The sequence below is a fragment of the Umezakia ovalisporum Ak1311 genome, from assembly GCF_029891685.1.
GTDB lineage: Bacteria > Cyanobacteriota > Cyanobacteriia > Cyanobacteriales > Nostocaceae > Umezakia > Umezakia ovalisporum.
This window is the reverse complement of the sequence record NZ_JANQDJ010000054.1, coordinates 53,645-76,763: the sequence shown is the minus strand read 5'-3', so window position 1 is coordinate 76,763 and position 23,119 is coordinate 53,645. Positions and strand designations below refer to the sequence as shown.

Sequence of the window (23,119 nt, the reverse complement as noted above, 5' to 3'; positions counted from 1 at the left end):
TATTTTGAGGTTTATCTGGAAAATGCAAAAGATATTTAGAATCCTGAGACGAAATAAACCCCTACTATTTGCAATATATGGCGCAATGGGGTGTTTAATGGCCGCCATGTTATTGGGAGAACCATTACTAGCTTTAACTAAGCTAGCGCCAGCTGGAGAACAAACTTCCCAAGCAATTGTGCTGTTAATTGATACTTCTTCAAGTATGATTGACGGTAAGTTGACAGAGGTAAAAACTGCTGCAACTAGATTCATACAACGTCGTAATTTAGACCAAGACCAGTTAGCTGTGGTTAGTTTTGGCTTAGAAGTTAATACTGTCACCCCTTTAACTAATAATGTCACCACCCTTGAAAATGCCATCACTTCCTTATCAGAAAATGGTGGTACTCCAATGGCTGAAGGGATAGACGCAGCAGTAGCAGAATTACAATCCACTAACTTACAGCCTAATATTCTCTTATTTACTGACGGTATAGCAAATGACCCCGATCTGGCCTATAACTCAGCTCAAGTGGCGAGAAATGAGAAAATTAACTTAATTGCTGTAGCAACTGGAGATGCTGATATAAATTATTTAACACAGTTGACAGGGGATGAATCTTTGGTATTTTATGCCGACTCTGGTAACTTCGACCAAGCCTTTCGTAATGCTGAAGCTGCAATTTACAAACAATTAGTGGAATCTAGTGCTACAGGGGATTATGGTTTATTGTACTCCGTCCTACGCATTGGCGCTTGGACAGCATTTTTAGCCATGGGAATTTCCTTGTCCCTCATTGTAGGACAAAACCAATATATGCACCGTCCTTGGTTAACAGTGGGTAAAGGAAGCGTTAGCACCATTGGTAGTCTCGCCGCAGGTATGATTGCGGGTTCAGTGAGTCAATTACTTTTTTTTCCTTTGTCTAGTATTTCTATTTTAGAACACTTCAGCAGAATAATTGGTTGGGTGATATTAGGAGCATTAGTGGGAGGTGGAACCCAGTTTTTTGTCCCTAATCTTAAACTAAAAAATGCTTTATTTGGTGGTGGTGTTGGCGGTACTATCGGAGCTATAGGTTTTGTAACTGCTGCTAATGCTTTTGGTGATATTTTTGGTCGTTTATGGGGTACATCCATTCTTGGTTTTTTTATTGGTTTAATGATTGCTTGGGTGGAACAAAAACAATTAAGTCAAGAACCCTATCTTTTAGTACATTGGACATCCACGGAAAAAACATCATATTTATTAGGCAAAAAACCAATCTTAATTGGTAGTTCTTTTGATGCCCAAATACCTTTAAATGCTTCCGCAGGTTTTACACCTATTACCGCTAAAATTTACAGAGAAAAAGATGATATTATCATGGAATTTGACGAAAGATATGCAGCCAAAAAAAATATGACAAAACTCATGCAACAACTGAATATAGGCGATAAACGTAAGTTTGGGAACATCACCTTAGAAGTAAAATCCTCTGCTGTGAATGAATAGAAGAAGAAGTAAGGAGCCTTGGTGAAATATGTCAGTATTGTCCTCATTGATAGTTATTCATAGTTATAACTTGTGAGGTGAAAAATTTCATGGTCAAATATAAATTTTCTCTCAGTGTCAAAGGTTTTGAGCAAGAATATACTTATATTTTGGATTTACTGCCCCAGGAAGAAAATAACCCTGAGCAAGTTTTTAATGAACAACTACGTGAAAAACTGCGAATAGATATGCAAAACCAAAGCTTATGTGCTATCAAAGATAGCCACCTCAATCAAATCATTAAGACTTGGATACAAGATATTAAAGAAGGTTTTAGAAATAGCAATATTACTCTGAATTTACCTTTACTAATAGAAGCAAACATTGAACAATTAGATGAACAAGGAAATCAAGAAATTCCTACTATTATCACTCCAAATTTATTAGATATAGAACCCCAATTAGGAATGTTACCGACTTTAAATTTTTGCTGATGTTGACGAAATTTAATAACTTACGACAAGTTACCACAATTTACTGATTTTCCCAGTTATTAATAAAAAAAACCATGATACCAAATGTACTGAATTTAACCCTTCGCCCTCATCGGGAATTTATGCCTGCGGACACAGCCGGACAAAAATTATTTCTCATGCTGAAACTGCGACCCACAAAAGATGTAGCTGCTATTCCTCCTTCCACTACTTTTACTTTTGTCATTGATACCAGTGGGTCAATGTATGAAATAGTTGCGGGACATAGCATTCCTACTGGTAATAATTATACAGTTGACGGTAAGGAATATATGGAGGTAACTGGAGGTAAATCGAAAATTGATATTGTTATCGAGTCCTTGTTAGCCTTAATAGATTCTGGCAGGTTAGGACCAAGCGATCGCATGGCCTTAGTGCAGTTTGATGATTCGGCTTCCCAGATTATAGGCTTAACCAGTGCTACAGAAATCAACCAATTACAAGATGCGATCGCTAAACTCCGCAACTTTTCTGGTGGGACTCGTATGGGTTTAGGTTTGCGCCGTGCTTTACATATGTTAAGCAATCAACAAATGACCGTGCGCCGTACCCTTTTATTTACCGATGGTCAAACATTTGACGATGATCAATGTCGAACTATTGCATCAGATTTTGCTACCCACAACATCCCCATTACTGCTTTAGGAGTTGGGGAAGATTTCAACGAAGACTTACTGACTCATCTCAGTGACTCCACTGGTGGGACATTACTTTATATTGTTCCCGGAAATGCCATTGGTACTCAAGTTTCTATTTTAGATTTACCCAGCAAAATCATTGATGAATACACCCAAGCCCAACAAGAAGTTATCACCAACCTAGCCTTAACCATCAAAACTGTTAAAGGTGTAGAACTCAGCCGCATTGTTCGCGCCTACCCTACCCAAGCGGAATTTCCCTTAAATCAAGATCCTCATCCTCTTGGTAATGCAGCTGGTAACGATGAAACTATCTTTATTCTTGAATTCAGCATGGATAGCCGCCCTACATCTCGTGTTCGCATTGCTCAACTGGGCTTAACCTACGATATTCCAGGACAAAAACTACGTGGTGAGTTACCGCCTCAAAATGTAGTGGTGCAATTTGTCCCTGGTCAAGGAGGCGCAGCACAAGTAGATCAAGAGGTAATGGATTATGTTCAACAGTGCAATATTGCCAACATTATTAACCAAGCTACAAAAATTGCTGAACAAAATCCTCAAAAAGCAGAACAACTCTTAGACACCGCACGACGGATGACAGTGAAAATTGGTAACGAAGCAATGGCCGAATCTCTCAATGGCGCTCAAGACGAGTTACGCAAAACCCGCAAAATTTCTGCCGGAACTCGTAAAACCGTGAAAATGGGAGCCAAGGGTAAAACTGTAAAAATGAATAACGACATTAACGAGCAACTTTCAGAAACAGAAATGCGGAAACTAACAGGGACCTAACCACACATCAATAACCCTGACCAATGACATTTATTTACATTTATCCACTTAACTCACAAAGGACTTATATCCAATGATTACCTGTTCTAGCTGTGGTTATGATCAAAACCCAGAATATGCAGAATTCTGCGGTGCTTGTGGTTCAGAACTACAAAACATAACAACACCAGCCATAACAACACCAGCATCTACTGTTTTTGAAACAGAAATATTATCCCCACAAATACCACAACCCCACCATCCCACACCTGAGCCCATTCCTCCCACCGTAGCTACCACTAGTACAACCGCCAAGCTCATTAGTAAACAAACCAATTCCCCAGTTCCAGAATTTATTTTAGATAGTAATGCCATTGTGGGGATATTTGACTCAGATACAGGGCCTGTTGATATTGACCTAGAAACATTTTTTGGTGGTGAAACGGTTTCACGCAACCATGGACAAATATACCAACAGGGGGGAGTTTGGCAAGTTAAGGATCTCGGCTCTACAAATGGTATTTTTATTAAATCCGTGGGACAGACTCGCTTTGGATCCAGAATTACCAGACCTGAAACTTTAAGTTCCGGTGATGAAATTGCCTTTGGTAAAGTTCGGTTTTTATTCCAAACTCGTTAAAAATATAATAATGGAAAGTCCCTATGTCCTCTTTGCCCATAGACACCACTAATAGTTTAGTAATTGAACTCAATACTAGCTTGACTCTAGAAAATTTTAACCTAGAAGTTTTATCCTATCTGGGTGAATTTATCACCGATGTTTATTACTTCAAAGTTAATATTTTAGCAACAGGTAAATTAGGTTTGCTCCGGGTAGGCGAAATTGAAAGCGGACTCAGCCGAGAATTACAACTAAGGGAAATACTCGGCGATTATAAAATGGTTGCTGAACTTCTAGCTTACACCATAGCGGAATCTGTAATCATTAACCTTGAGCCAGGGAAGGACAAGGCAAAAGATAAACAGCCGGAAGAAATAGAAAATCACCAAGATAACCGGGAATTAGTGGTTAGCGAATCTAACTATTTAGAGGAAGAATATTATCCAGAACAAGAAATCATCTCTAACTCATCCACCAATAAACTCATTTTGCTAACCGCCCTCCCAGAGGAAGATCAAACATTAGCAACTTGGTTAAAAATAGAGCATTCCTTAGAAGAATCTTTATTTATGACTGGCCAAGTCTGCCAATTTTTACGATATGTGCATCAACGCAATTGGTGTTTTATTTCCATTGTTCCTCAATTAATGCAAATAGGAACTCCCATGCAGTTTTTTGATTTAACTAGTGCTTACCCAGTGGGTGAAATACTCCCCTCTGGATTATTGGGAGATTATTGTGCCCCTGAACTTGCCTATGGTAAAAATCATATTCATGAATCCATGGGTAGCTATACTGTAGGGGCACTACTATATCATGCTATTCACCAACAAACTTTACCCCAAGGACAGTTTATTGAGGTAAAAATTCGCCCCATTCCTCAGATTTATCAAATTCTCAAAATTTCCCTGTCGCCAATTCCCGAAGAAAGATTTGCTTTACCTCAACTATTGGGCATATTAGTGGAAACTCGTCAAGAAGTTAGCACAGTGAAAATTCAGTGGAATATTGCCAGTCGCTCCACTGTAGGACTTTCAACTCATCGATTACATAATGAAGATAACTATGGAGTTAGACAACAGCAATTAAGTGATACTGAAACCATGATTGTAGGAGTTATCGCTGATGGGATGGGAGGAATGTCTCAAGGTGAACTAGCCAGTAAATTAGCTGTGCAAATAGTGCTGGAAGAACGTATTTCCCCTAATTTGAAAACCCCAGAGCAACGCAATGAATGGTTAATTGCATTATTTACAAAAGTCAATGAATCTGTAGCCACCTATGTCCAAGATGGAGGAACTACCTTAAGTGTCATTTTAGCTATGGCTCAACAGTTAATGATTGCCCATGTGGGAGATAGTCGAATTTATCTGCTGCGCCAAGGAGAAATCCGTCAGTTAAGTGAAGATCATTCACTGATTGCTATGTTAGTAGCCAGTGGTCAAATTACTCTAGAAGAAAGTATTAACCATCCAGACCGAAATGTACTGACAAAATTTTTAGGTGCAAAACAAAGACTAAGCGATGGTTATGTTCAAGATTTAAGCCGTACAAATCAAGAATTAGCCATGAAACTCGAGAACGAAGATATTTTACTACTATGTTCTGATGGAGTTTGGGATTTAGTGAGGGAAAATGAACTATTAGAAATATTTAATCCTCATGAAGATTTACAATTATCTGTAGATCAAAGCATTGAAAAAGTATTACAAAGGGGTGCATCTGATAACGCAACTCTCCTAGCCTTAAAATGTCGTGTAGAAAAAAATATTGACAGCAAATTTTACCTTAGTGAACTAGGGTTGTAGCCAGTAACATTTGTACTGAGCCTAGCCATGTGTACCCGCACTACAAGATTTTCATTGAGTTTTTATTATTTATATTTGCTAATGACTATTCAATGTCCTACTTGCCTCACTGAAAATCCTGACAACACAATTAATTGTGTCGCCTGTGGTTCTCCTTTAACTTCTACTTCTAGTTTATCCACTTATCAATTACCCCCAGGGACAACTTTAAAACAAGGAAGATATCAAATAGAAAAAGTTTTAGGAGAAGGTGGTTTTGGCATCACCTATAAAGGAGTGTTTTTACAAAATTCAGCCCAGGTAGCTATTAAGGAACTTTGGCCAGAAAAAGCTGCTAGAAACGGAAATACAGTATATTGGCCTCATTCCATCACTCCAGTTGAGCGTCAAAAACAGTTGCAAAACTTTCAAATTGAAGCTAATTATTTATCACAATGTACCCATAGTAATATTGTGAAAGTATATGAATGGTTTGAAGAGAATAATACAGCTTACCTAGTGATGGAATTTTTGAATGGCAAAAGTTTATATCAAATTTTAAAGGAAGAAGGTAAACTACCAGAACATCGGATTAAACATTATTTTATTCAAATTGCGGAAGCATTAAAAATAGTTCATAAACAAAAGTTATTACATCGAGATATTAAACCAGATAATATTTTAATTGATGACCAAGATAGACCAGTATTAATTGACTTTGGCGCTACAAAAGAATTTATTGCTGGGCAAACTCGGGAAATGAGTGTCACTTTAACACCAGGATATGCTCCTCTTGAACAGTATAGTTACCGTAGTCAGCGTTGGCCAGCCACAGATTTTTATGCTTTGTGTGCATCAATGTATGAATTATTAACTCAACAGTTACCTGTTGCTGCTACAGACAGAGCTATATCAGATACATTGATACCCCCTCGCCAATTGTGTCCTCATGTCAGTCCTTTAATGGAAAAAGTGATTTTGACGGGGATGAAATTTAGAGTTGAAGAGAGATTCCAAACAGCCGATGAATTAATTAATGCTTTAAATGGCAACTTTGTTTCTCCTGGCCAAAAAGGAGCTCGGGAATTAGTCAAACAAGGTGAATTAACAGCAGCTATTCAAGCTTATGAAAATTATTTAAAAACAGAACCAAACCATGGCGAAGCAGCAGTAGAATTGGCATTAATTCAAATTCATGTTAACGATAATAAAGCTAGAATTGCTGCTGAAAAGGCAATTCAATTACAACCACATGATGGTAGGGGATATGGGGTTTTAGGGCTGGTTAATTGCCGTGTTGCCAATTGGTCAGAAGGGATGAAAAATTTGCAACAAGCAGGGAAGTTAGCTCCCCAAGAAACCTGGATTCAGGCTAATTTGGCTTGGGCTTTGGGTAAATGTGGTAATTGGGAAGCAGCAAAAATAGCTGTTACTCAAGCTTTGAAACTAGATAGTAATTGCACTTTTGCTTTGGGACTACAAGCATGGATAGCTGTAAATCAAGAGGAATGGAAGTTAGCAATTCGTGCGGCTACACAAGCAATTTTTAAGTCTAAAGAAAATTCATCTCGAAATTCTCAAATATTACAGCAATGGGTGTATCCTTATTTAATTAAGGCTTTAGAAAAAGCCGTGGTTACCCAGCAATCAAAGGATGTAGAAAGACGGATACAAGAATTTATTACTCAAGTACCTGATAGTGCTTTTGCTTTAGGACTTGAAGGTTGGAGAAAAGCTTTACAAGGGCTATGGAAGGAAGCCCTTGTTAGTTTTGAGCAAGGAAGTCGTAAATTACAAGTCCCTCAATGGGTGATAATTAATCAGGGAATTACCCAGGAACATCTAGAAAATTTTCGAGATGCAATTCAAGTTTACGAAGCTGAGAATCAAAAGTTTCCTCATCATCCTTTTGTGTTATTTCGTCTAGGGACTTTGTATGGAAAGTTAGGGGAATGGACAAAAGCCCGCTTTTATCTGGAAAAAGTTATTCAGTTACAACCAAGTTATGCAGAAGCTCATCACAACTTAGGTTGGGTTTTATTAAATATTAGAGGTAAAGATAATCAAGTACAACATTTCAGAGAAATGTTGTCCACTTATCGTTTGGCTGTGGAACTTTATACACAGCAACAAAAATATTCATTAGCCGAAGAAATTAAACAGGCTTTTCAAATGATTGGTATGAAGATTTAGAGTATGTTGACTGTTTCTTCTTCCCTACTCCCTGTTTTTATAACAGGCATAACTTCCTTGTCTACAATACCTCCTTGTGTTCCAAATCTTATGTGAGGTTGGGGAGCCGGGGAATGAATTAGTAGCGCTTTGGGGAGTCCCATAGCTGAGGTCGGTTTTCAACTGACTATTTGATGGGGAAGTCTATATTCTCTGTCCGACACGTCTCTAACTTAGAATAATTAAACAGAAGTGTTGAATCCTGCAATAAAAATTTACAATTTTTGCGTTTTACCCAGATAAAGTTCATTGTCTATTAAGAATAGAGTCATTAATTGCTCAAATTTTGTATCACTGATTCACAATTTGAACAGTCAACAGTCAACATAATTAAATTATTGGTTTTGATACACAAGGAAAGTGAATATATGGAGTACGATTTACAAGCTCTGGCTCAACTGTATAAGAACGCTCTCCTCAATGACGTACTTCCATTTTGGGAAAAATACTCCCTCGACTGGGAGCATGGTGGTTATTTTACTTGTATTAATCGTGAAGGTGGGGTTTATGATACAGATAAATTTATCTGGTTGCAAAATCGTCAGGTGTGGACTTTTGCAATGCTGTATAATCGCCTAGAAAAACGGGATAATTGGTTGAAAATTGCCAAAAATGGAGCTGATTTTCTGGCGCAACATGGCAGAGATGCTGATGGTAACTGGTATTTTGCCCTTACCCGTGAAGGTAAGCCCCTAGTGCAACCTTACAACATATTTTCTGATTGTTTTGCGGCTATGGCATTTAGCCAATATGCTTTGGCTTCTGGGGAAGATTGGGCTAAGGACGTAGCAATGCAAGCTTACAACAATGTGTTGCGTCGCCAGGATAATCCTAAAGGTAAATATAATAAGATTTATGCTGGCACACGCCCGATGAAGTCTTTGGCTGTACCCATGATTTTAGCTAATTTGACTTTGGAAATGGAATGGCTGCTACCGAGTGAAACCCTGGACAATGTATTGGCTAGCACTGTTGATGAGGTAATGAGGGATTTTCTCAACTTGGAACGAGGGTTGATGTATGAGAATGTTGCCCCTGATGGTTCCAAGATTGATTGCTTTGAAGGGCGGTTAATTAATCCTGGTCACGGTATTGAAGCTATGTGGTTTATTATGGATATCGCCAAGCGGACAAAGGATACTAATACTATTAACCAAGCTGTTGATGTGGTGCTAAATATTCTCAATTTTGCTTGGGATAATGAATACGGCGGGTTGTATTATTTTATGGATGCAGATGGTCATCCTCCACAGCAATTGGAATGGAACCAAAAGTTGTGGTGGGTACATTTAGAGTCTTTGGTGGCTTTGGCCATGGCCTATGGTTTGACGGGGCGTGACCTGTGCTGGCAATGGTATCAAAAGATGCACAGTTATACTTGGTCACACTTTCCTGATCCAGAACACGGTGAGTGGTTCGGCTATCTCAATGGCCGTGGGGATGTGTTGTTAAATCTCAAAGGTGGTAAATGGAAGGGCTGCTTTCATGTACCCCGTGGGTTATATCTTTGCTGGATGCAGTTTGAGGCTTTGGCTGGAAAATCTGTGTAAGATTTAAATAACAAAAATATGGTCAGATGTAGCAAATATTAATATCTGTAGCACAGAAAATACCATATCTTATTGCATTGGAGTGGGATTTTTCCAAAGAATGCTTAGAAGTAGCCGGTTCCAGGCCATTGTTGCCTTGGGCGCAATTCCTCAGTGATTGAAAATCTATTTTGTCCTGTGCTGATGTGAAACTTAGGCTACCATATCCCCTGTGGCCTTTGTGCAATGTGTGTGGGGAGTAGTGCAGGTCAAGGAAGATGACAAAACAAATCAATTTAATTGCAATAGCTGAACAATTTACCTCTCAAGGAAAGGTGACCGGCATTCAATCCTTAGGGAATGGTAATATTAATGATACTTTCTTGGTAACTGTGGATGCCCCTGGGAGTAAACATTTTGTCCTGCAACGCATTAATACTCAGGTGTTTCGCCAGCCACAACTTGTAATGCAGAATATGCGTACTTTAACGGATCATATTTGCCATCGCCTACAACGCACCCCAATTAATGGGCGCTGGGAGTTTCCCCGTGTGTTATTAACTCACGATACTCAAGACTTGTGGGAAGATGACAATGGTGGATGCTGGCGGGCTATGAGCTTTGTGGAAAATGCTCAGTCTTTCGATACTTTGTTAGACAATTCACAGGCTCAACAAGTGGGCTATGCTTTGGGGATGTTCCACAATTTAATTAGTGATTTACCCTCAGTAAAACTCGCGGATACTTTACCAGGATTTCATATTACACCTCTTTATCTTCAGAACTATGAGAAAGTGGTGGCCAAAGCCAACTGGCGCTCATCTCCAGAGGTTAATTATTGCTTCAAATTTGTCAGCGATACCTATGGTGGCCAGCTACGCAGCAAGTTTGCCAATATTTTAGAAGATGCTAAAGCTACAGGCAAACTGCCACTGCGCCTAATGCACGGCGATCCTAAAATTAATAATGTGTTGTTTGATACTGAAAATCAAAAAGCAGTTAGCGTCATAGACTTAGATACTGTGAAACCTGGACTAGTGCATTACGATATTGGTGATTGTTTGCGATCAGGTTGCAATCCCGCTGGAGAAGAAACAGAGCAATGGGAAACAGTGTATTTTGATACTGACTTGTGTCAAGGTATTTTACAGGGTTATCTTAATGTTGCTCAAGGTTTTTTCATAGAGAATGACTATCACTACATTTACGCTGCCATTCGCTTGATTGCTTTTGAATTGGGGGTCAGATTTTTTACTGACTATTTAGCCGGGAATGTCTATTTTAAAATTCAGCATCCAGAACACAACTTAGCCAGGGCATTAGTTCAGTTTAAGCTCACTGAGAGCATAGAGTCTCAGGAAACCAAGATTTGCCAAATTATAGAAAAATCCAGGGAGCCAAAACCCATCCGCCAAGGCACAGGTTAGAGGTCTGCACATCCATTTCCTCTTGGTCATCAGCCCCCCAAACCCTTTTTTGTCCGGGAAAGTGGCGGTGAAATTTCTTGTTTTCTCCAAGGATTACCCACCATTATCGCTGATTTACTTAATGGCAAAGGCATTTGTTTAAAAAGATGGCTTATTCCCATCCCATCTTTTTTTCTCCATCAATTGCTTTTAATAGCTCTTAAAGGGGTGTTTTTTCACCCCCTTGTCTTTCAAGTCTAGCCCTGGGGACAATGTAAAAAACCTACCTTTGTGAAGAGGAGGTGGGAGTGTCAATTCATGACCAGGGATGGGAATGTAGTAGTTTATTTTGGTAAGTTACCAATGTGCAAACCGCACTCTTTCGCAGTGGATTCTTCCCACCACCAACGGCCCTCTCGTTCATGCTGGTTGGGTAATACAGGTCTAGTGCAGGGTTCACAACCAATGCTGATAAAACCCCGTTGGTGTAGTTTATTGTAAGGTACATCTAAAGCGCGGATGTATTCCCACACTTGTGCAGAAGACCAGTTTGCTAGAGGGTTGAATTTAATTAATTGATGGTCTGGGGTAGAAAAAGCAGTATCAACTTCAACAACAGGTATATAGTTGCGGGTACTGGGGCTTTGGTCTTTGCGCTGTCCCGTAATCCAAGCATCAAGGGTATTGAGTTTGCGGCGTAATGGTCTGACTTTCCGAACCCCACAGCATTCTTTATGGCCATCTTGGTAAAAACTAAACAATCCCTTTTCTTCTACTAAAGCTTGTACTTCAGCTGTATCTGGAAATTGGACTTCTAATTTAATGCCATAATGTTGTCTTACCTGATCCAAGAACTGATATGTTTCCGAGTGCAACCGTCCGGTATCTAGTGTAAAAACACGGAATTCTTTAGTAATTTTGGATGCCATATCAATCAGGACAACATCTTCAGCCCCGCTAAAGGAAATGGAAATATTATTAAAACTCTCTAGGGCGAATTTGAGAATTTCCCTTGGTGTTCTTTGACTGTATTCTGCTTCTATGGCGGAAATATTTAAATTCGTGTGGGTGGATACCATATCTTTAGTGTTCCCTTGGATCTCACCCTGAATTCTACCAAGTAGAGATGTTGCACTGGAATATTTCTGGAATAAATTTGTAGTTGCTGAATAAAGTTGTGGTATTTTTAACAAAAACCCCCCAATTCCCCGCCCACAGCCAACCAGGGGAAAGGTGATATTGAGTTCTATGGAAAGTTGGTGTTGACAGTATTGATTCCTTGATGTTGATAGTACTTGTGGGCTGCCATGGCCATAGCCAAAAATCCCCAAAGAATCATACCTGCTACACTTAGCATGGCACTATTGCCAACTAACTGTACAAAACAACTAAGCCCAATGGCTCGGGCGGTGCTGACAAAACTATCAAAATACGCTTCATTATACTTAAATAGGCTAATTAATATCATGACTAACCCACTAAGATAAGGTATCGCACCTAGCCAGCCCAAGGTAAAAAACATATCTAAAATACCGCTATCAAGGACAAAGACTTCTAATTGACCAGTTTTATCATCCACCTTCCAAATATTTCCTAACCCGTTACCCAAAACATTAGTAAGAGCTAAACTTAAATTTCTGTCATAGTTTCCCGATCTATCTCTAAAGCTAGTATCTTTTTGCAAATTAGAAAAACTTTCAAAACGCTCGGTAACAACATCAGAAACAGGCTCAATGTTTGCTAAGGGAACAATACACATAAACATGATTAAGATGATAGCAATTAAGCGCATTTGAATACGGGCTTTTACTGAGCCAAAAATAATCACTACTCCTAATAACCACCCCAGCCAACTAGTACGTACTTGTGTAAGCAAAAACGACAAATAACCAACGACTGAAGCGGGAAAAATTAAACTTCCTGAATTGGTAAATAATAAGAGTAGCCCTGTTTGCATGACATAGGCAAAAGGTCCGGGGGAGTGCAAAGTACTCCACACACGCATTCCAAAAGGTTCAGGGTTTCCCGAACTTGTAAACATTTTGGATTCTATCAACCAGTATCTATCCCACTCAGGTGCTACCACAAATTGATAAATGCCATAAATGCCTAAAATCAACACACCCCAGAAAAATACACGTTGAAAATTTTGGCGGTAGCTGGGATAATCTCGCCAGTTAATAAATAAGTGAAATCCAAAGACAATGGGACTGAGCCAATCTAAAAAACTTCTTGCCACAGGAAGGGGTTGATTATAAATCAGACCCACTAAAAAACTATAGAAAACACCAATAAAAGCCAAAATAAACGGCATTCCTCCCTGATGGACAGAGCGAGGAGCGTGGCGTAACCATGTTCCTATAGTGAGGAAAACTACTAAGTAAGGTGCTAGAAGCATCTGGCGGGTGGGGTCCCAGCCAATTCGATAGTCAACTAAGCGAGTAGCCAAGGGTGTAAGGAACCATATCCACCAACTAAAGCCAACATAGAGGATGGGATGCCTCAAGTATAAAAATAAGGCTACCACTAAAGCTGTGGCAGGATAAACTAAGGGCAAAAAACTAGCCGCACCGGCAAAATAGCAAACTATATTCAGGAGCAAAAAGCCGAAAATAGCCAACCAACCCTGTAGCGATCGCTGTTGGGGAAAAAAGGGTGATTCTAAAAAACTATTGAAATGTGTTTGTTTGGAAATCACAATGAATCTGCCAAGTTGATATTGAACAGGGAGTAGGGAACAGTGAACATTGAACAGTATAGTTAATGTGGCTGTGATTAAGAATTACGAATTACGAATTACAAATTGTTGATGTGCTAGCCAACGTCCGCGCCAAGATCCGATTAACTTTTGTCCGGCAAGTTTACCTTGACTGGGTATAAATCGCAACCATTGTATCAAACCTAAGCTTTCCCTTGTTCCCACTAATACTGCCCATAGCCAAAACAGAAGATGGCGCGATCGCGGCAAATGTTCTAGTATCACTAAAGTCTCATTATGAACTAAGTTAATAAAAGCAGTTTCATTAAAATTGTGGCGTTGGTCTTCATCAAAACGTTGAGCTGGATAGTGATCCACCGCTACTTGAGGGTCATAAATCATTTTCCACCCAGCCCGCTTTAAAGAAAGAGTAAATGCCATTTCAAAATGTACTTGGGCTCCAGTACCACGCATTCGTTGATCAAATTGTAATTGCCCGATAGCTTGGGTACGAAAACTCATGTTTACACCTTTGAGGACATCCACTTCCCGGGGTTCTCCTACTCCTAAATGATGATTACCAATTACCCGTCCGAACCACTGCAACTTACCAACGGTTAACCGTTGACCGTCTTCGATTTTATTGCCATGATGTACCCAATCACGACCGCCGACACCGGCAACGCAACTATCATTGATAAAGTGAGCGTTGATTCTTTCTAACCAATCAGGATGAGGTGCTGCATCATCATCGGTAATGGAAACAATGTCTCCGGTAACTGCTACCAGTCCGGCGTTGAGTGCGGCTACTACTCCTGGTTCTGTGACTTTGACAGTTTGCAGTGGTAAGTTTTGTCCATGGAATTGAGCTAGAAATTGCCAAGTTTCTCTATCCGTATCTCGAACTACTAGAATGAGTTGATAGACCGATTTAGTTTGTGCTTGCAGTGCCAAAAGGCAGCGTGATAGATCCAGAGGACGGCGATAGGTGGGGATGAGAACTGTATTTCTCATAATTAATTAATTCTTCAAATAGATTCACATAAGTTTGTGCCATATTTGTCCAACTATGTTGTTCTGCCACTGAACGGGCAGCTTTTCCCATTTGTTGGCGCAAGGAGCGATGGCTAGTTAGTAATTGCAATGCTTGTGTCAATGCTTCTACATCATCTGAGTCTGACAAAACTATTCCAGATTCTGGAGTGACCAAATGAGCCGCACCGGTGGAACTTGCGGTAATTACAGGTAACCCAGAAGCCATGGCTTCAATAATTACTAAGCCAAATGGCTCGTAACGTGACGGGAAAACCAAGAAATCTACGGATTTCATGAGTTCTGGTACATCAGACCTTTGTCCTAAAAAATGTACTCGCTCACTTAATCCCAGTGATGTTGCTAGCTGAACATAAGGACTTCTTTGGGTATTTCCGGCTACGGCTAGATGTAACTCAGGAACTGAGACTAATGCTTTTAAGACTGTATCTAAGTTTTTGCGAGGTAGTGTGATATCCCCTGCAAACAGTGCTAAAGGTACGCCTTCGGGTAATTGCCATTTTTCGCGGTTGCTCGTTCCTGGAGAAAACTCTTGTAAATCAACGCCGTTTAAAATTACTTTGAGAGATTTTTCTGCTACGCCTATTTCTAGTAAATCTTGAGCGACTTGATGAGAAACTGCCACTACTACTTGCGCTTTACGAAAAGCCTGTTTTTCCCAATATGCATTTAAAGTTGTGTATAGCCATTGGTAAAAGTTATATAAAAATTTACCTGACCTTGGCTGGGTTTTTTGAGAGGTAAATTTTAGCCAAGAGTTATGCACAAAATGTACGGCATTGACATTTCCGGGGGCATTGGTAATTGCCCCGTTGACTTTCACTATATCAAGTTCATGGCGATGTTTCTGCAACCAATTTGTACTTTTAATTGCAAATATCATGTTGCGAATAAATTCTGTAGGCCACCCTTTGATAGAAATAGGAACCCAGTTCACTTGGTGATTTTGCTGTAATTCTAAATCTACTTCACTGGCTAGTAAAGTTAGGTGATAACCGCGATGAATTGCTTGTTGGACAACTTCGTAATTGACTCTACCCTGACCATCGCCTTTTTTTACAGTGTGGGTAACAATGCAAATTTTCATTGATTACTTATATTGTTGATTATTAATTTTGGAATTCAGATCAGGATGGAAAGGAGCAAGTTTTTTATTGCTATTTCCTAAATTTTAATCTAATAATCTAGTGGGATTTTTCCGGCTTTAGTAATTGATTAGCTAGTATTTTAGGGGTAAAGCTGAGACTAAGAGCTATAAATGTTCGCAGGTTAAATTTTTGCTCTTTCAGCGCCTGCCAAAGATAGGCACGTGCTAATAATATCTGTTCATTTCGTAGTAAACCAATACCTAGAGTGGTATGAGATTCTAACCATTTTTGTTGAAAGTGGATTTTAAATTCTTGGATACGAGTATCTTCTATAAAAATTTTGTAGCAGAAAATTTCACTTTTGGCTTTGCGGATTTTTGCCTGTACATTTTTATTTCCACTCAGATGGGTGTCAGTCTCCTCATGTTCTCGATATAGTGTGAGTTTTTCTGGATGATAGTAAGCACCATAACCCGACATACAGCAGAGGTAGGTTAAATATAAATCCCACATACCCCCAATCTCTGGGGGAATAGTATCCCAATCAATGACATGATTGCGAATTACACAGGCTGCGGCAGTGGCTATACTTTTATCTATTAATCCAATTTTGTGGAATGGTTTGTGGACTCCTGGTGCTAGTTTATCTCGCTTGTAACTGGAGCTATTTATTTCTGTTTGAGCATATTTAATTTTGCTATTGGCATCTATGATATATTGGTCACAAAAAGCTAAAATTAAGTCAGAATTAGCTTCTAAGGGTGGTACAAGCTTGGCTAAAAAGTCTTGATGCCACATATCATCATCGTGAAGGCTAGCCACATATTTACCATTTGCCATTTTGAAGGCGTGCATCTGGTTAGTTATCATGCCTAAATTTTCTGGCTGTCGCCAAAAGCGAATGCGTGGATCTGCGAAAGATTCTACAATTTCCTGGGGATTTTTTGGACTACAGTTATCGGAAACAATAATTTCAATATTTGTATAACTCTGGTGAACAGCACTGGCGATGGCTTGCTGGAGATACTGGGGTCGATTATAAGTGGGGATAATAACACTGACCAAAGGTTTTGGGGATTCAATAGTTAGTGACATTAGTTTAACTTGTGATATTTTTAGTTTTACTATTCCAGGAGTAATAGATTTTATTGAGTGTTTATATAATTAAATACTTGAGAATTGCCAATTTTGGATTGGGTTGTTTGATATGGTAGTTTAGGCGGAAATTAGGTTATACTAATTTGTAGTTGATATTTTTTAATGATGCACTATACTGAGTTATAAACTGCTCTATTAATGTAAAGTCTTCAATCCAAAATCAAAAATTTATTAACCTCCTCAAATGGGGTAAAGTTTTAAACCATTAGTCTGAGCAAATCAAGCTTCAAATTCGGCTATGGTTTTGGCATAAATTTCTGTGAGCCGTCGCATGTGGGTATTAATAGTAAATTCTTGCTGATACCAAGCCTGACCGACCTCACCCATTAGTCGGCTCTTGGGATAATTTATTGCCAGTTCGTTGATAGCAGCAGCTAACTGTTTGATGTTGTTGGGTGAAACCAAAATACCTGTTTGATTGTCTTGCACGTGTTCGGGAATACCGCCCACTGCACTAGCAATGATGGGACGATAGTGACTATAGGCTTCTAGGGTAACAAGACCAGCAGGTTCAGGCCACAGGCTGGGAAAAACTACAGCCAAGGATTGTTGATAAAGTGATTCTAGTTTTTCGCGCTTTAACCAGCCATGCCAAGTAATGCGATGGCTTAACCCCATTTGATGTGCTAATTTTTCCATACTTGCTTTACTCCAACCATCACCAGCAATGTCAAGATGAATGGTTGGTTTGGTTTGTGCTAAAGCTTTTATGAGCCATTCCACTCCTTTATCGGGGACAATGCGACCAACGAACAAAATGCGCTGATTTTGATGAGTTGCCCAATTTAAGGGTGCAGTGGTGATCTTAGGTGATTTGACACCAAACCGCAGTGTAACTACTCTTTCCGGTGGTAGACCACTATTAATGATTTGCTGACGGACATAATCACTATTAGCAATTACAGGAATTTTTAGCTTTTTCAGTATTTCTAGGATTTGATGAGTGTTGTACCAATTGCCTATAATTTTTTGGGGGCGGCGACTACCACATCCATCTATTAAATGTCCCCAAGCACATCCTAGAGGATTGAGGATGCGATCGCACACTTTGCCGCCATTGGCTAAATATTTTGTACCACTGGGACAGTAACTAGAGTGATTGTGCAGGGTAAAGATTGCCGGGCATTCTTCCCGGAAATCCATGAGCATATCTGGGTCATGAATGTGTAAGAATTGAGGCTGTTGCTGATCTAAATTCTTGAGACAAGAAATAACACTAACAGTGATCCCACTAAGTTGAGAATTAACCAAGGACGCTAAATAAGTTTCAACACCGCCACCTCCCTTAATATCAGCATGGGAGCAGTGATAAATCGTTTTCGTATTAACCAGCGTATTAATCATCTATAATTTACTCGTTTATGAAGGGATTTTTAATTATTTCAGTTGCCAATTTAATTGTGGTTCCTGATTTCTGGACTCACTGGTATATGGTATATATTCATCCAAAACTTATGTCTCACATCACTGACGTAATGCCGTAAAGCAATTTTGTTACTAGCAAATTTATCTGGATAAATAAATTGGTCGGCAACACTCAAAACATATTTCTGTGAGCATAACGGTACACCATGGTTGTGGTGAATTGTCAAATGTACAACTGTTTGTTCAGAGAAATAGGTCGGTGTTCCGGCTAAATTGGCCAAACGTTTAATTGCAAAACTCCAATCTAATTCATGCTTAAACAAAATAAATCCTGCATTGACAGAATTTGCTTTTTCTGGATCCTCATAAATCATCCGTGTATCCAGTGAATTTGAGCAATCCGGTAAGTAATGGCACACTTGACTATCTAAATTAACTAACTCAACTAAGTCAATTCCCCCAGGGAAGAATAAAATATCTGAATCAGTATAAATAGTTGCACCATCAATAGGAATAGACATCAAGACTGATAATTTTTTACCCATTGGATGTATTTGGGCATAATCATACACACATTGAGGCAAATTTGTTTTGATAAATTTGTTGATGGGTATGACCTGAACACAGGGATGAATGCGGCGTAGTAAATCGCAACTCAAATCAGTGTAGCTACCATCAGAAATAACAGTAAATGTATTGGGAATACCAATATTACGGATAAAGGAGCGAATACTTGCCACTTGTTCACCTAAGTCACGTTGACAAGATAACCCATAGACATTAATAGGAACTTTTTGAGTTGTGTTGATGGTGCGTTTAACCGTTTGAGGAATCATTGATTTATAGAGAGCACGGTTAAATTTGCCTTGGAAGCGAGCAGTATGATAACCAATATTTACCACTTACATAACCTCGTTAAAATTCTAATTTTTGGGTAAAAAAGAACAGTGAACAGTCTCAGTTAAGTTTGCTTTGTTGGAATGTTTATATCCGGAAAATTTTATCCAGCTTGTCCTATTTCATATTGAGTTTTGTGATATTCCCACAGCTTACCTTTAAGTTCTAGTAGTTCTTGATAATTACCTTGCTCAATGATGCGTCCTTGTTCTAATACCACGACTTTATTAGCTTGTGCGATGGTTGAAAGACGGTGAGCGATAGCAATCACTGTCCTACCTACAGATAGCTTTTCAATAGATTCTTGAATTAAGCGTTCAGTAACAGAATCTAAGGCGCTGGTGGCTTCGTCCAAAATCAGAATTTCTGGATCACGTAGCAAAGCACGGGCGATGGCGAGTCGTTGGCGTTGTCCTCCAGATAATCGCACACCCCAGTCTCCCAGTTGTGTATTCAAGCCTTCGGGCATTTCTTCAATAAATTCCAGTGCATTTGCTAGTCGAGCAACTTTGCGAATTTCAGCTTCAGTGGCACCCTTTGTACCATAGGAAATATTATTTCGCACAGAAGTATTGAAAATAAATGTATCCTGGCTGACAACAGCAATTTTTTCACGTAAAGATTTCATGTCAAATTTGCGAATATCTACTCCATCAATGAGTACATTTCCTGCTATTGGATCATAAAATCGGGGAATTAAATCAATCAATGTACTTTTACCGGCACCAGTTCCGCCTACTAAAGCCGTAGTTTTACCTTTTTCTATACTCAGGGTAATATTATTGAGAACTAAAGTATTTGGCTCGTAGCCAAAATCAACAGAGACTATATCAATGGAATGCTGTAGCCCAGTAAATTTGAGATAGCCATTTTGCAAGTAAGTTTTATTCTCAGTGCTAATCAAATTCTGAATATTATCTGCTGCTCCTTGGAGTGTGCTCAGATGGGCTCTAGTACCATTAATATCTTGGACAATTGGCACAACCCGAAACAGCACAAAGAAAAATGTTAGCAAAGAAGCAACTTGTAAAGTTCCATTGACAACAAAAACAGTAAATGCAAAAATAATCATACCAATAAGAATTGTACTAGCCACAGCTTCAGCTAGCGGTCTGACGAGAGACCAAGTTAATACAACTTTGGTGGAAGTGCTAACTACTTTATCGCTGGCATTATAGAAGCGTTGACGTTCAAACTCTTGAGTAGAAAATGCCTGAATTGTGCGAATTGCATTAACAAGTTCAATTGCGATTGAAGTAAACTGTCCATTAGCAATGGAAGTACTAAAACTTGTTTCTCTTGCACGGGCATTGACTGTTGATAACCCTACTCCTAACAAGGTGAACAATAGAAAAGAAATAATGGTCAGTTGCCAGGATAATAAGCACATTGAGATAAAATAGATAAAAGCAGTGATGCCTCTAGTTATCAAAAATGCTGCTCCACTAAACCACTGTTTCATCCGATCAATTTCAGTAGTAATAGTATTAATTAGTTCACCAGAACGAGTTTTAGCAAAGTAACTTAAAGGTAAGCATTGCAATTGTTGGAAAATTTGTTTCCGCAAGCGATCAGCTAGAAGTAATTGAGATACTTCTGTGTAAACTTGTGCTAAATAATTAAATACAGCACGTATCCATGTACTCAATAAAATCAGTAAGGAAATGCGATATAATCTACTCACTGCCGATGAGTGAGTAGCTAAAATCCAGGTGTCAAACCAGGTAATTCCCGTTCGCATTGGTTCGGCATCAGGAGTTGTTAAGTTTTGCAAAAATGAAAGCAAAAAACCAATACTAAAACCTTCAAATGTTGCAGCAATAAATGAAAATACTAAAGCCAAAATCGCTACTTTACGGAAATTTTTAAACTCTCGCAAGATTAAATAATTGTTGCGCCAAAATTTAGTTTTCTTGAAGCGATCGCCCAGTATTTGAACAGCTTGAATATACATGAGTATTTTTTAACAACAATGTGAGCAATTACATCAGTCATAGAGATGCTAATTAAACCTTTGGTTTTCTGTAATAAAAAAACCAGCTTATTTTTTGATGATGCGTTATGACAATTTGCCTAACGCACCTTGGAAACTAAATGTATTTATTGGATAAGAAAATTACAGTGTTTGGCTATCCAAATTTAACAAAGCTGATTCTTCCCGTGAATCGGTCATTTCTGATAGTTTATTCATCTGCTGTTGTTCTGCTAAATTTAGCCACATAGCATTTTCTAAAGTGCAACTACGAGAACCCATTAAAGCCATTTCACCACGCAGCACATTCCACAATTGGGGTAGATGGTCTAAATCGTATTTACGTATCCAACTACTTAAAGGGGTAATATTTTGATTTGCAGTTGTGCAAAACTTAATTGCTCGAAAAAGTTTACCCCGTTCTCCCACCCGCCACTCACTGGTAAAAACTGATCCTGGTGAGTCAAGCTGTAAAATAACAAATAATACCACCATAACTGGACTCATGAGTAGGAGCAAAAATAAAGCCGCTATCCACTCAATGAGTTTTTGCCAAGGGCTACCCGACTTGGACTGTTTATTCCTAAAGGGTAGGCGGAGAAATATGGGCTTACCAGCTTTTTCACAAGCTTTAAGCCAAAGTTTTAAACAATCTTCACCAATATTTGGGTCTACACTCACCAAATTGACTAGAGAATGTTTCAAGCAATTGACTAATAATTCCTCGTTATATAAAGCAGGTAAATTAAGTTGTTGAGTTTTTGCGGTAGATTTGACCAATAAATGACCCCGCCGCCATTGAAGTCTACAGTATGAAAAGCAATTATTTTGGTGTTGTTGGATTTGAGGATAGGAATTCTCAAAAGTAGGAATTAATGAACTTGTCATATGTCTTTGACCCTATACAATAATGAATTGGTAAGTTAATATTAAAGGCTATGAATGCCAAAGACTGTGAAGAGAATTTTGTTTCGCTGCAAAAAGATGCCCTTTTAACTTGTACATCAGTCAAGCTTACACTTGGGTAAATTCTGCTGGTATAAAGATGTACAAACAAGAAAGATACTAAATAGATAATTAGCACTAAACATAGGGGGAAAGCTCATTGGGGAAAAGGGTTTCTATCTGATAAACAGGGATGATGGTGAAGTGCAGAAGAAAATTTCCCAGTTTCTTACATCCGCCATAACTTCCTATTTATGTTTAGTTGCCACTACCTATTTTGTTATTCAATCTTACAAAACTAGTTCATCTTTGTCTTTTAGCTCTTGAATATGGGCGTTATTTTCTAGAATATAAGACTTTATAGAAAACACCATATGCAGAATTAGATTCTTTATTTAGTCTTTAAACAATCATTGATTTTTATGTTTAAATATAAAGGTCATATAAATATACTTAATTGAAAATTATAGAAATATAATCAAAATTTGATTATTGAAAAAATCAAGTGACGGCGGCTAATTATGTTCAGGGCAGAAGTGTTGAATCCTGCAATAAAAATTTACAATTTTTGCGTTTTACCCAGATAAAGTTCATTGTCTATTGAGAATAGAGTCATTAATTGCTCAAATTTTTTATCACCGACGCACAACTTGGACAGTCAACAGTCAACTGTTCAGGGTATTTAAAAAAAAGATATGTGCGATATCCTACCAAATGTAGCAATCGCACATCATATAAATTTGCACACAGATACAAGTAGAAGCGCCTTATTTTTTCTAAACTATTAATTGCGTCTTGCGTCCATTCCAACAACACCGCGGTGTACAGACAAGTGATAAGATCGCACCTAGCTTGGTTTGAACCCAGTGGTGCGCCAACGGTAAAGTTTTGTATTAGTCAAATTAGGGAGCATCGGGGTTAATGGCTTGTTTATCAGGGGTTTGTTAGTTGTAAAATAATCCACTG

The 23,119-nt window shown here is 38.8% G+C and carries 17 protein-coding genes; 8 read left to right on the top strand and 9 right to left on the bottom strand.

Annotated features, from left to right (window positions below):
- Nucleotides 1–22 precede the first annotated feature (22 nt).
- The 8 genes from NWP25_RS10630 to NWP25_RS10595 all read left to right on the top strand — a co-directional run bounded on the left by NWP25_RS10630 (nt 23) and on the right by NWP25_RS10595 (nt 10,998).
- Nucleotides 23–1,477 (top strand): vWA domain-containing protein, encoded by a 1,455-nt coding sequence (locus NWP25_RS10630; RefSeq protein WP_280699345.1) that lies wholly within the window; start codon nt 23–25, stop codon nt 1,475–1,477.
- An 89-nt stretch (nt 1,478–1,566) separates the two neighbouring features.
- A complete protein-coding gene (locus NWP25_RS10625; RefSeq protein ID WP_280650331.1) occupies nt 1,567–1,950 on the top strand; it encodes a hypothetical protein in 384 nt (127 codons plus the stop codon).
- 74 nt (nt 1,951–2,024) lie between these two features.
- Nucleotides 2,025–3,422 carry a vWA domain-containing protein gene (locus tag NWP25_RS10620; RefSeq protein WP_280650330.1) on the top strand — a complete coding sequence of 466 codons (1,398 nt, stop codon included), beginning with the start codon at nt 2,025–2,027 and terminating at the stop codon, nt 3,420–3,422.
- Nucleotides 3,423–3,495: 73 nt separating this feature from the next.
- Entirely contained in the window at nt 3,496–4,041 is a 546-nt protein-coding gene (locus NWP25_RS10615) for an FHA domain-containing protein (protein WP_280650329.1), read from the top strand.
- 23 nt (nt 4,042–4,064) lie between these two features.
- Nucleotides 4,065–5,831 (top strand): PP2C family protein-serine/threonine phosphatase, encoded by a 1,767-nt coding sequence (locus tag NWP25_RS10610; protein WP_280699342.1) that lies wholly within the window; start codon nt 4,065–4,067, stop codon nt 5,829–5,831.
- A gap of 81 nt (nt 5,832–5,912) precedes the next feature.
- Entirely contained in the window at nt 5,913–8,003 is a 2,091-nt protein-coding gene (locus NWP25_RS10605; RefSeq protein WP_280650327.1) for a serine/threonine-protein kinase, read from the top strand.
- A gap of 407 nt (nt 8,004–8,410) precedes the next feature.
- Nucleotides 8,411–9,592 carry an AGE family epimerase/isomerase gene (locus NWP25_RS10600; protein ID WP_280699340.1) on the top strand — a complete coding sequence of 394 codons (1,182 nt, stop codon included), beginning with the start codon at nt 8,411–8,413 and terminating at the stop codon, nt 9,590–9,592.
- A gap of 257 nt (nt 9,593–9,849) precedes the next feature.
- On the top strand, nt 9,850–10,998 hold the full coding sequence (locus NWP25_RS10595) for a phosphotransferase enzyme family protein (RefSeq protein WP_280650325.1): 1,149 nt from the start codon (nt 9,850–9,852) through the stop codon (nt 10,996–10,998).
- A 323-nt stretch (nt 10,999–11,321) separates the two neighbouring features.
- Here NWP25_RS10595 and NWP25_RS10590 read toward each other — a convergent pair whose 3' ends face one another.
- The 9 genes from NWP25_RS10590 to hepC form a co-directional block, all read right to left on the bottom strand.
- Nucleotides 11,322–12,056, bottom strand: coding sequence for a phosphoadenylyl-sulfate reductase (locus NWP25_RS10590; RefSeq protein ID WP_280650324.1), 735 nt, complete (start codon nt 12,054–12,056; stop codon nt 11,322–11,324).
- A gap of 167 nt (nt 12,057–12,223) precedes the next feature.
- The gene (locus NWP25_RS10585; RefSeq protein WP_280650323.1) at nt 12,224–13,675 is read right to left on the bottom strand and encodes an O-antigen ligase domain-containing protein; all 1,452 of its coding nucleotides are present in this window, start codon (nt 13,673–13,675) and stop codon (nt 12,224–12,226) included.
- 84 nt (nt 13,676–13,759) lie between these two features.
- The gene (locus NWP25_RS10580; protein WP_280650322.1) at nt 13,760–14,689 is read right to left on the bottom strand and encodes a glycosyltransferase; all 930 of its coding nucleotides are present in this window, start codon (nt 14,687–14,689) and stop codon (nt 13,760–13,762) included.
- Nucleotides 14,607–15,815, bottom strand: coding sequence for a glycosyltransferase family 4 protein (locus tag NWP25_RS10575; RefSeq protein ID WP_280650321.1), 1,209 nt, complete (start codon nt 15,813–15,815; stop codon nt 14,607–14,609). Before NWP25_RS10575 ends, NWP25_RS10580 begins: the two co-directional genes overlap by 83 nt.
- A 97-nt stretch (nt 15,816–15,912) precedes the next feature.
- Nucleotides 15,913–16,911: a glycosyltransferase family 2 protein gene (locus tag NWP25_RS10570; protein ID WP_280699338.1), complete on the bottom strand. Its 999-nt coding sequence runs from the start codon at nt 16,909–16,911 to the stop codon at nt 15,913–15,915.
- 282 nt (nt 16,912–17,193) lie between these two features.
- Nucleotides 17,194–18,318: a glycosyltransferase family 4 protein gene (locus NWP25_RS10565; RefSeq protein ID WP_280650319.1), complete on the bottom strand. Its 1,125-nt coding sequence runs from the start codon at nt 18,316–18,318 to the stop codon at nt 17,194–17,196.
- 50 nt (nt 18,319–18,368) lie between these two features.
- The gene (locus NWP25_RS10560) at nt 18,369–19,175 is read right to left on the bottom strand and encodes a hypothetical protein (RefSeq protein ID WP_280699336.1); all 807 of its coding nucleotides are present in this window, start codon (nt 19,173–19,175) and stop codon (nt 18,369–18,371) included.
- Nucleotides 19,176–19,339: 164 nt separating this feature from the next.
- A complete protein-coding gene (hepA, locus tag NWP25_RS10555) occupies nt 19,340–21,190 on the bottom strand; it encodes a heterocyst formation ABC transporter subunit HepA (RefSeq protein ID WP_280699334.1) in 1,851 nt (616 codons plus the stop codon).
- Nucleotides 21,191–21,352: 162 nt separating this feature from the next.
- Nucleotides 21,353–22,096, bottom strand: coding sequence for a heterocyst development glycosyltransferase HepC (gene hepC, locus NWP25_RS10550; RefSeq protein ID WP_280699332.1), 744 nt, complete (start codon nt 22,094–22,096; stop codon nt 21,353–21,355).
- Nucleotides 22,097–23,119 lie beyond the last annotated feature (1,023 nt).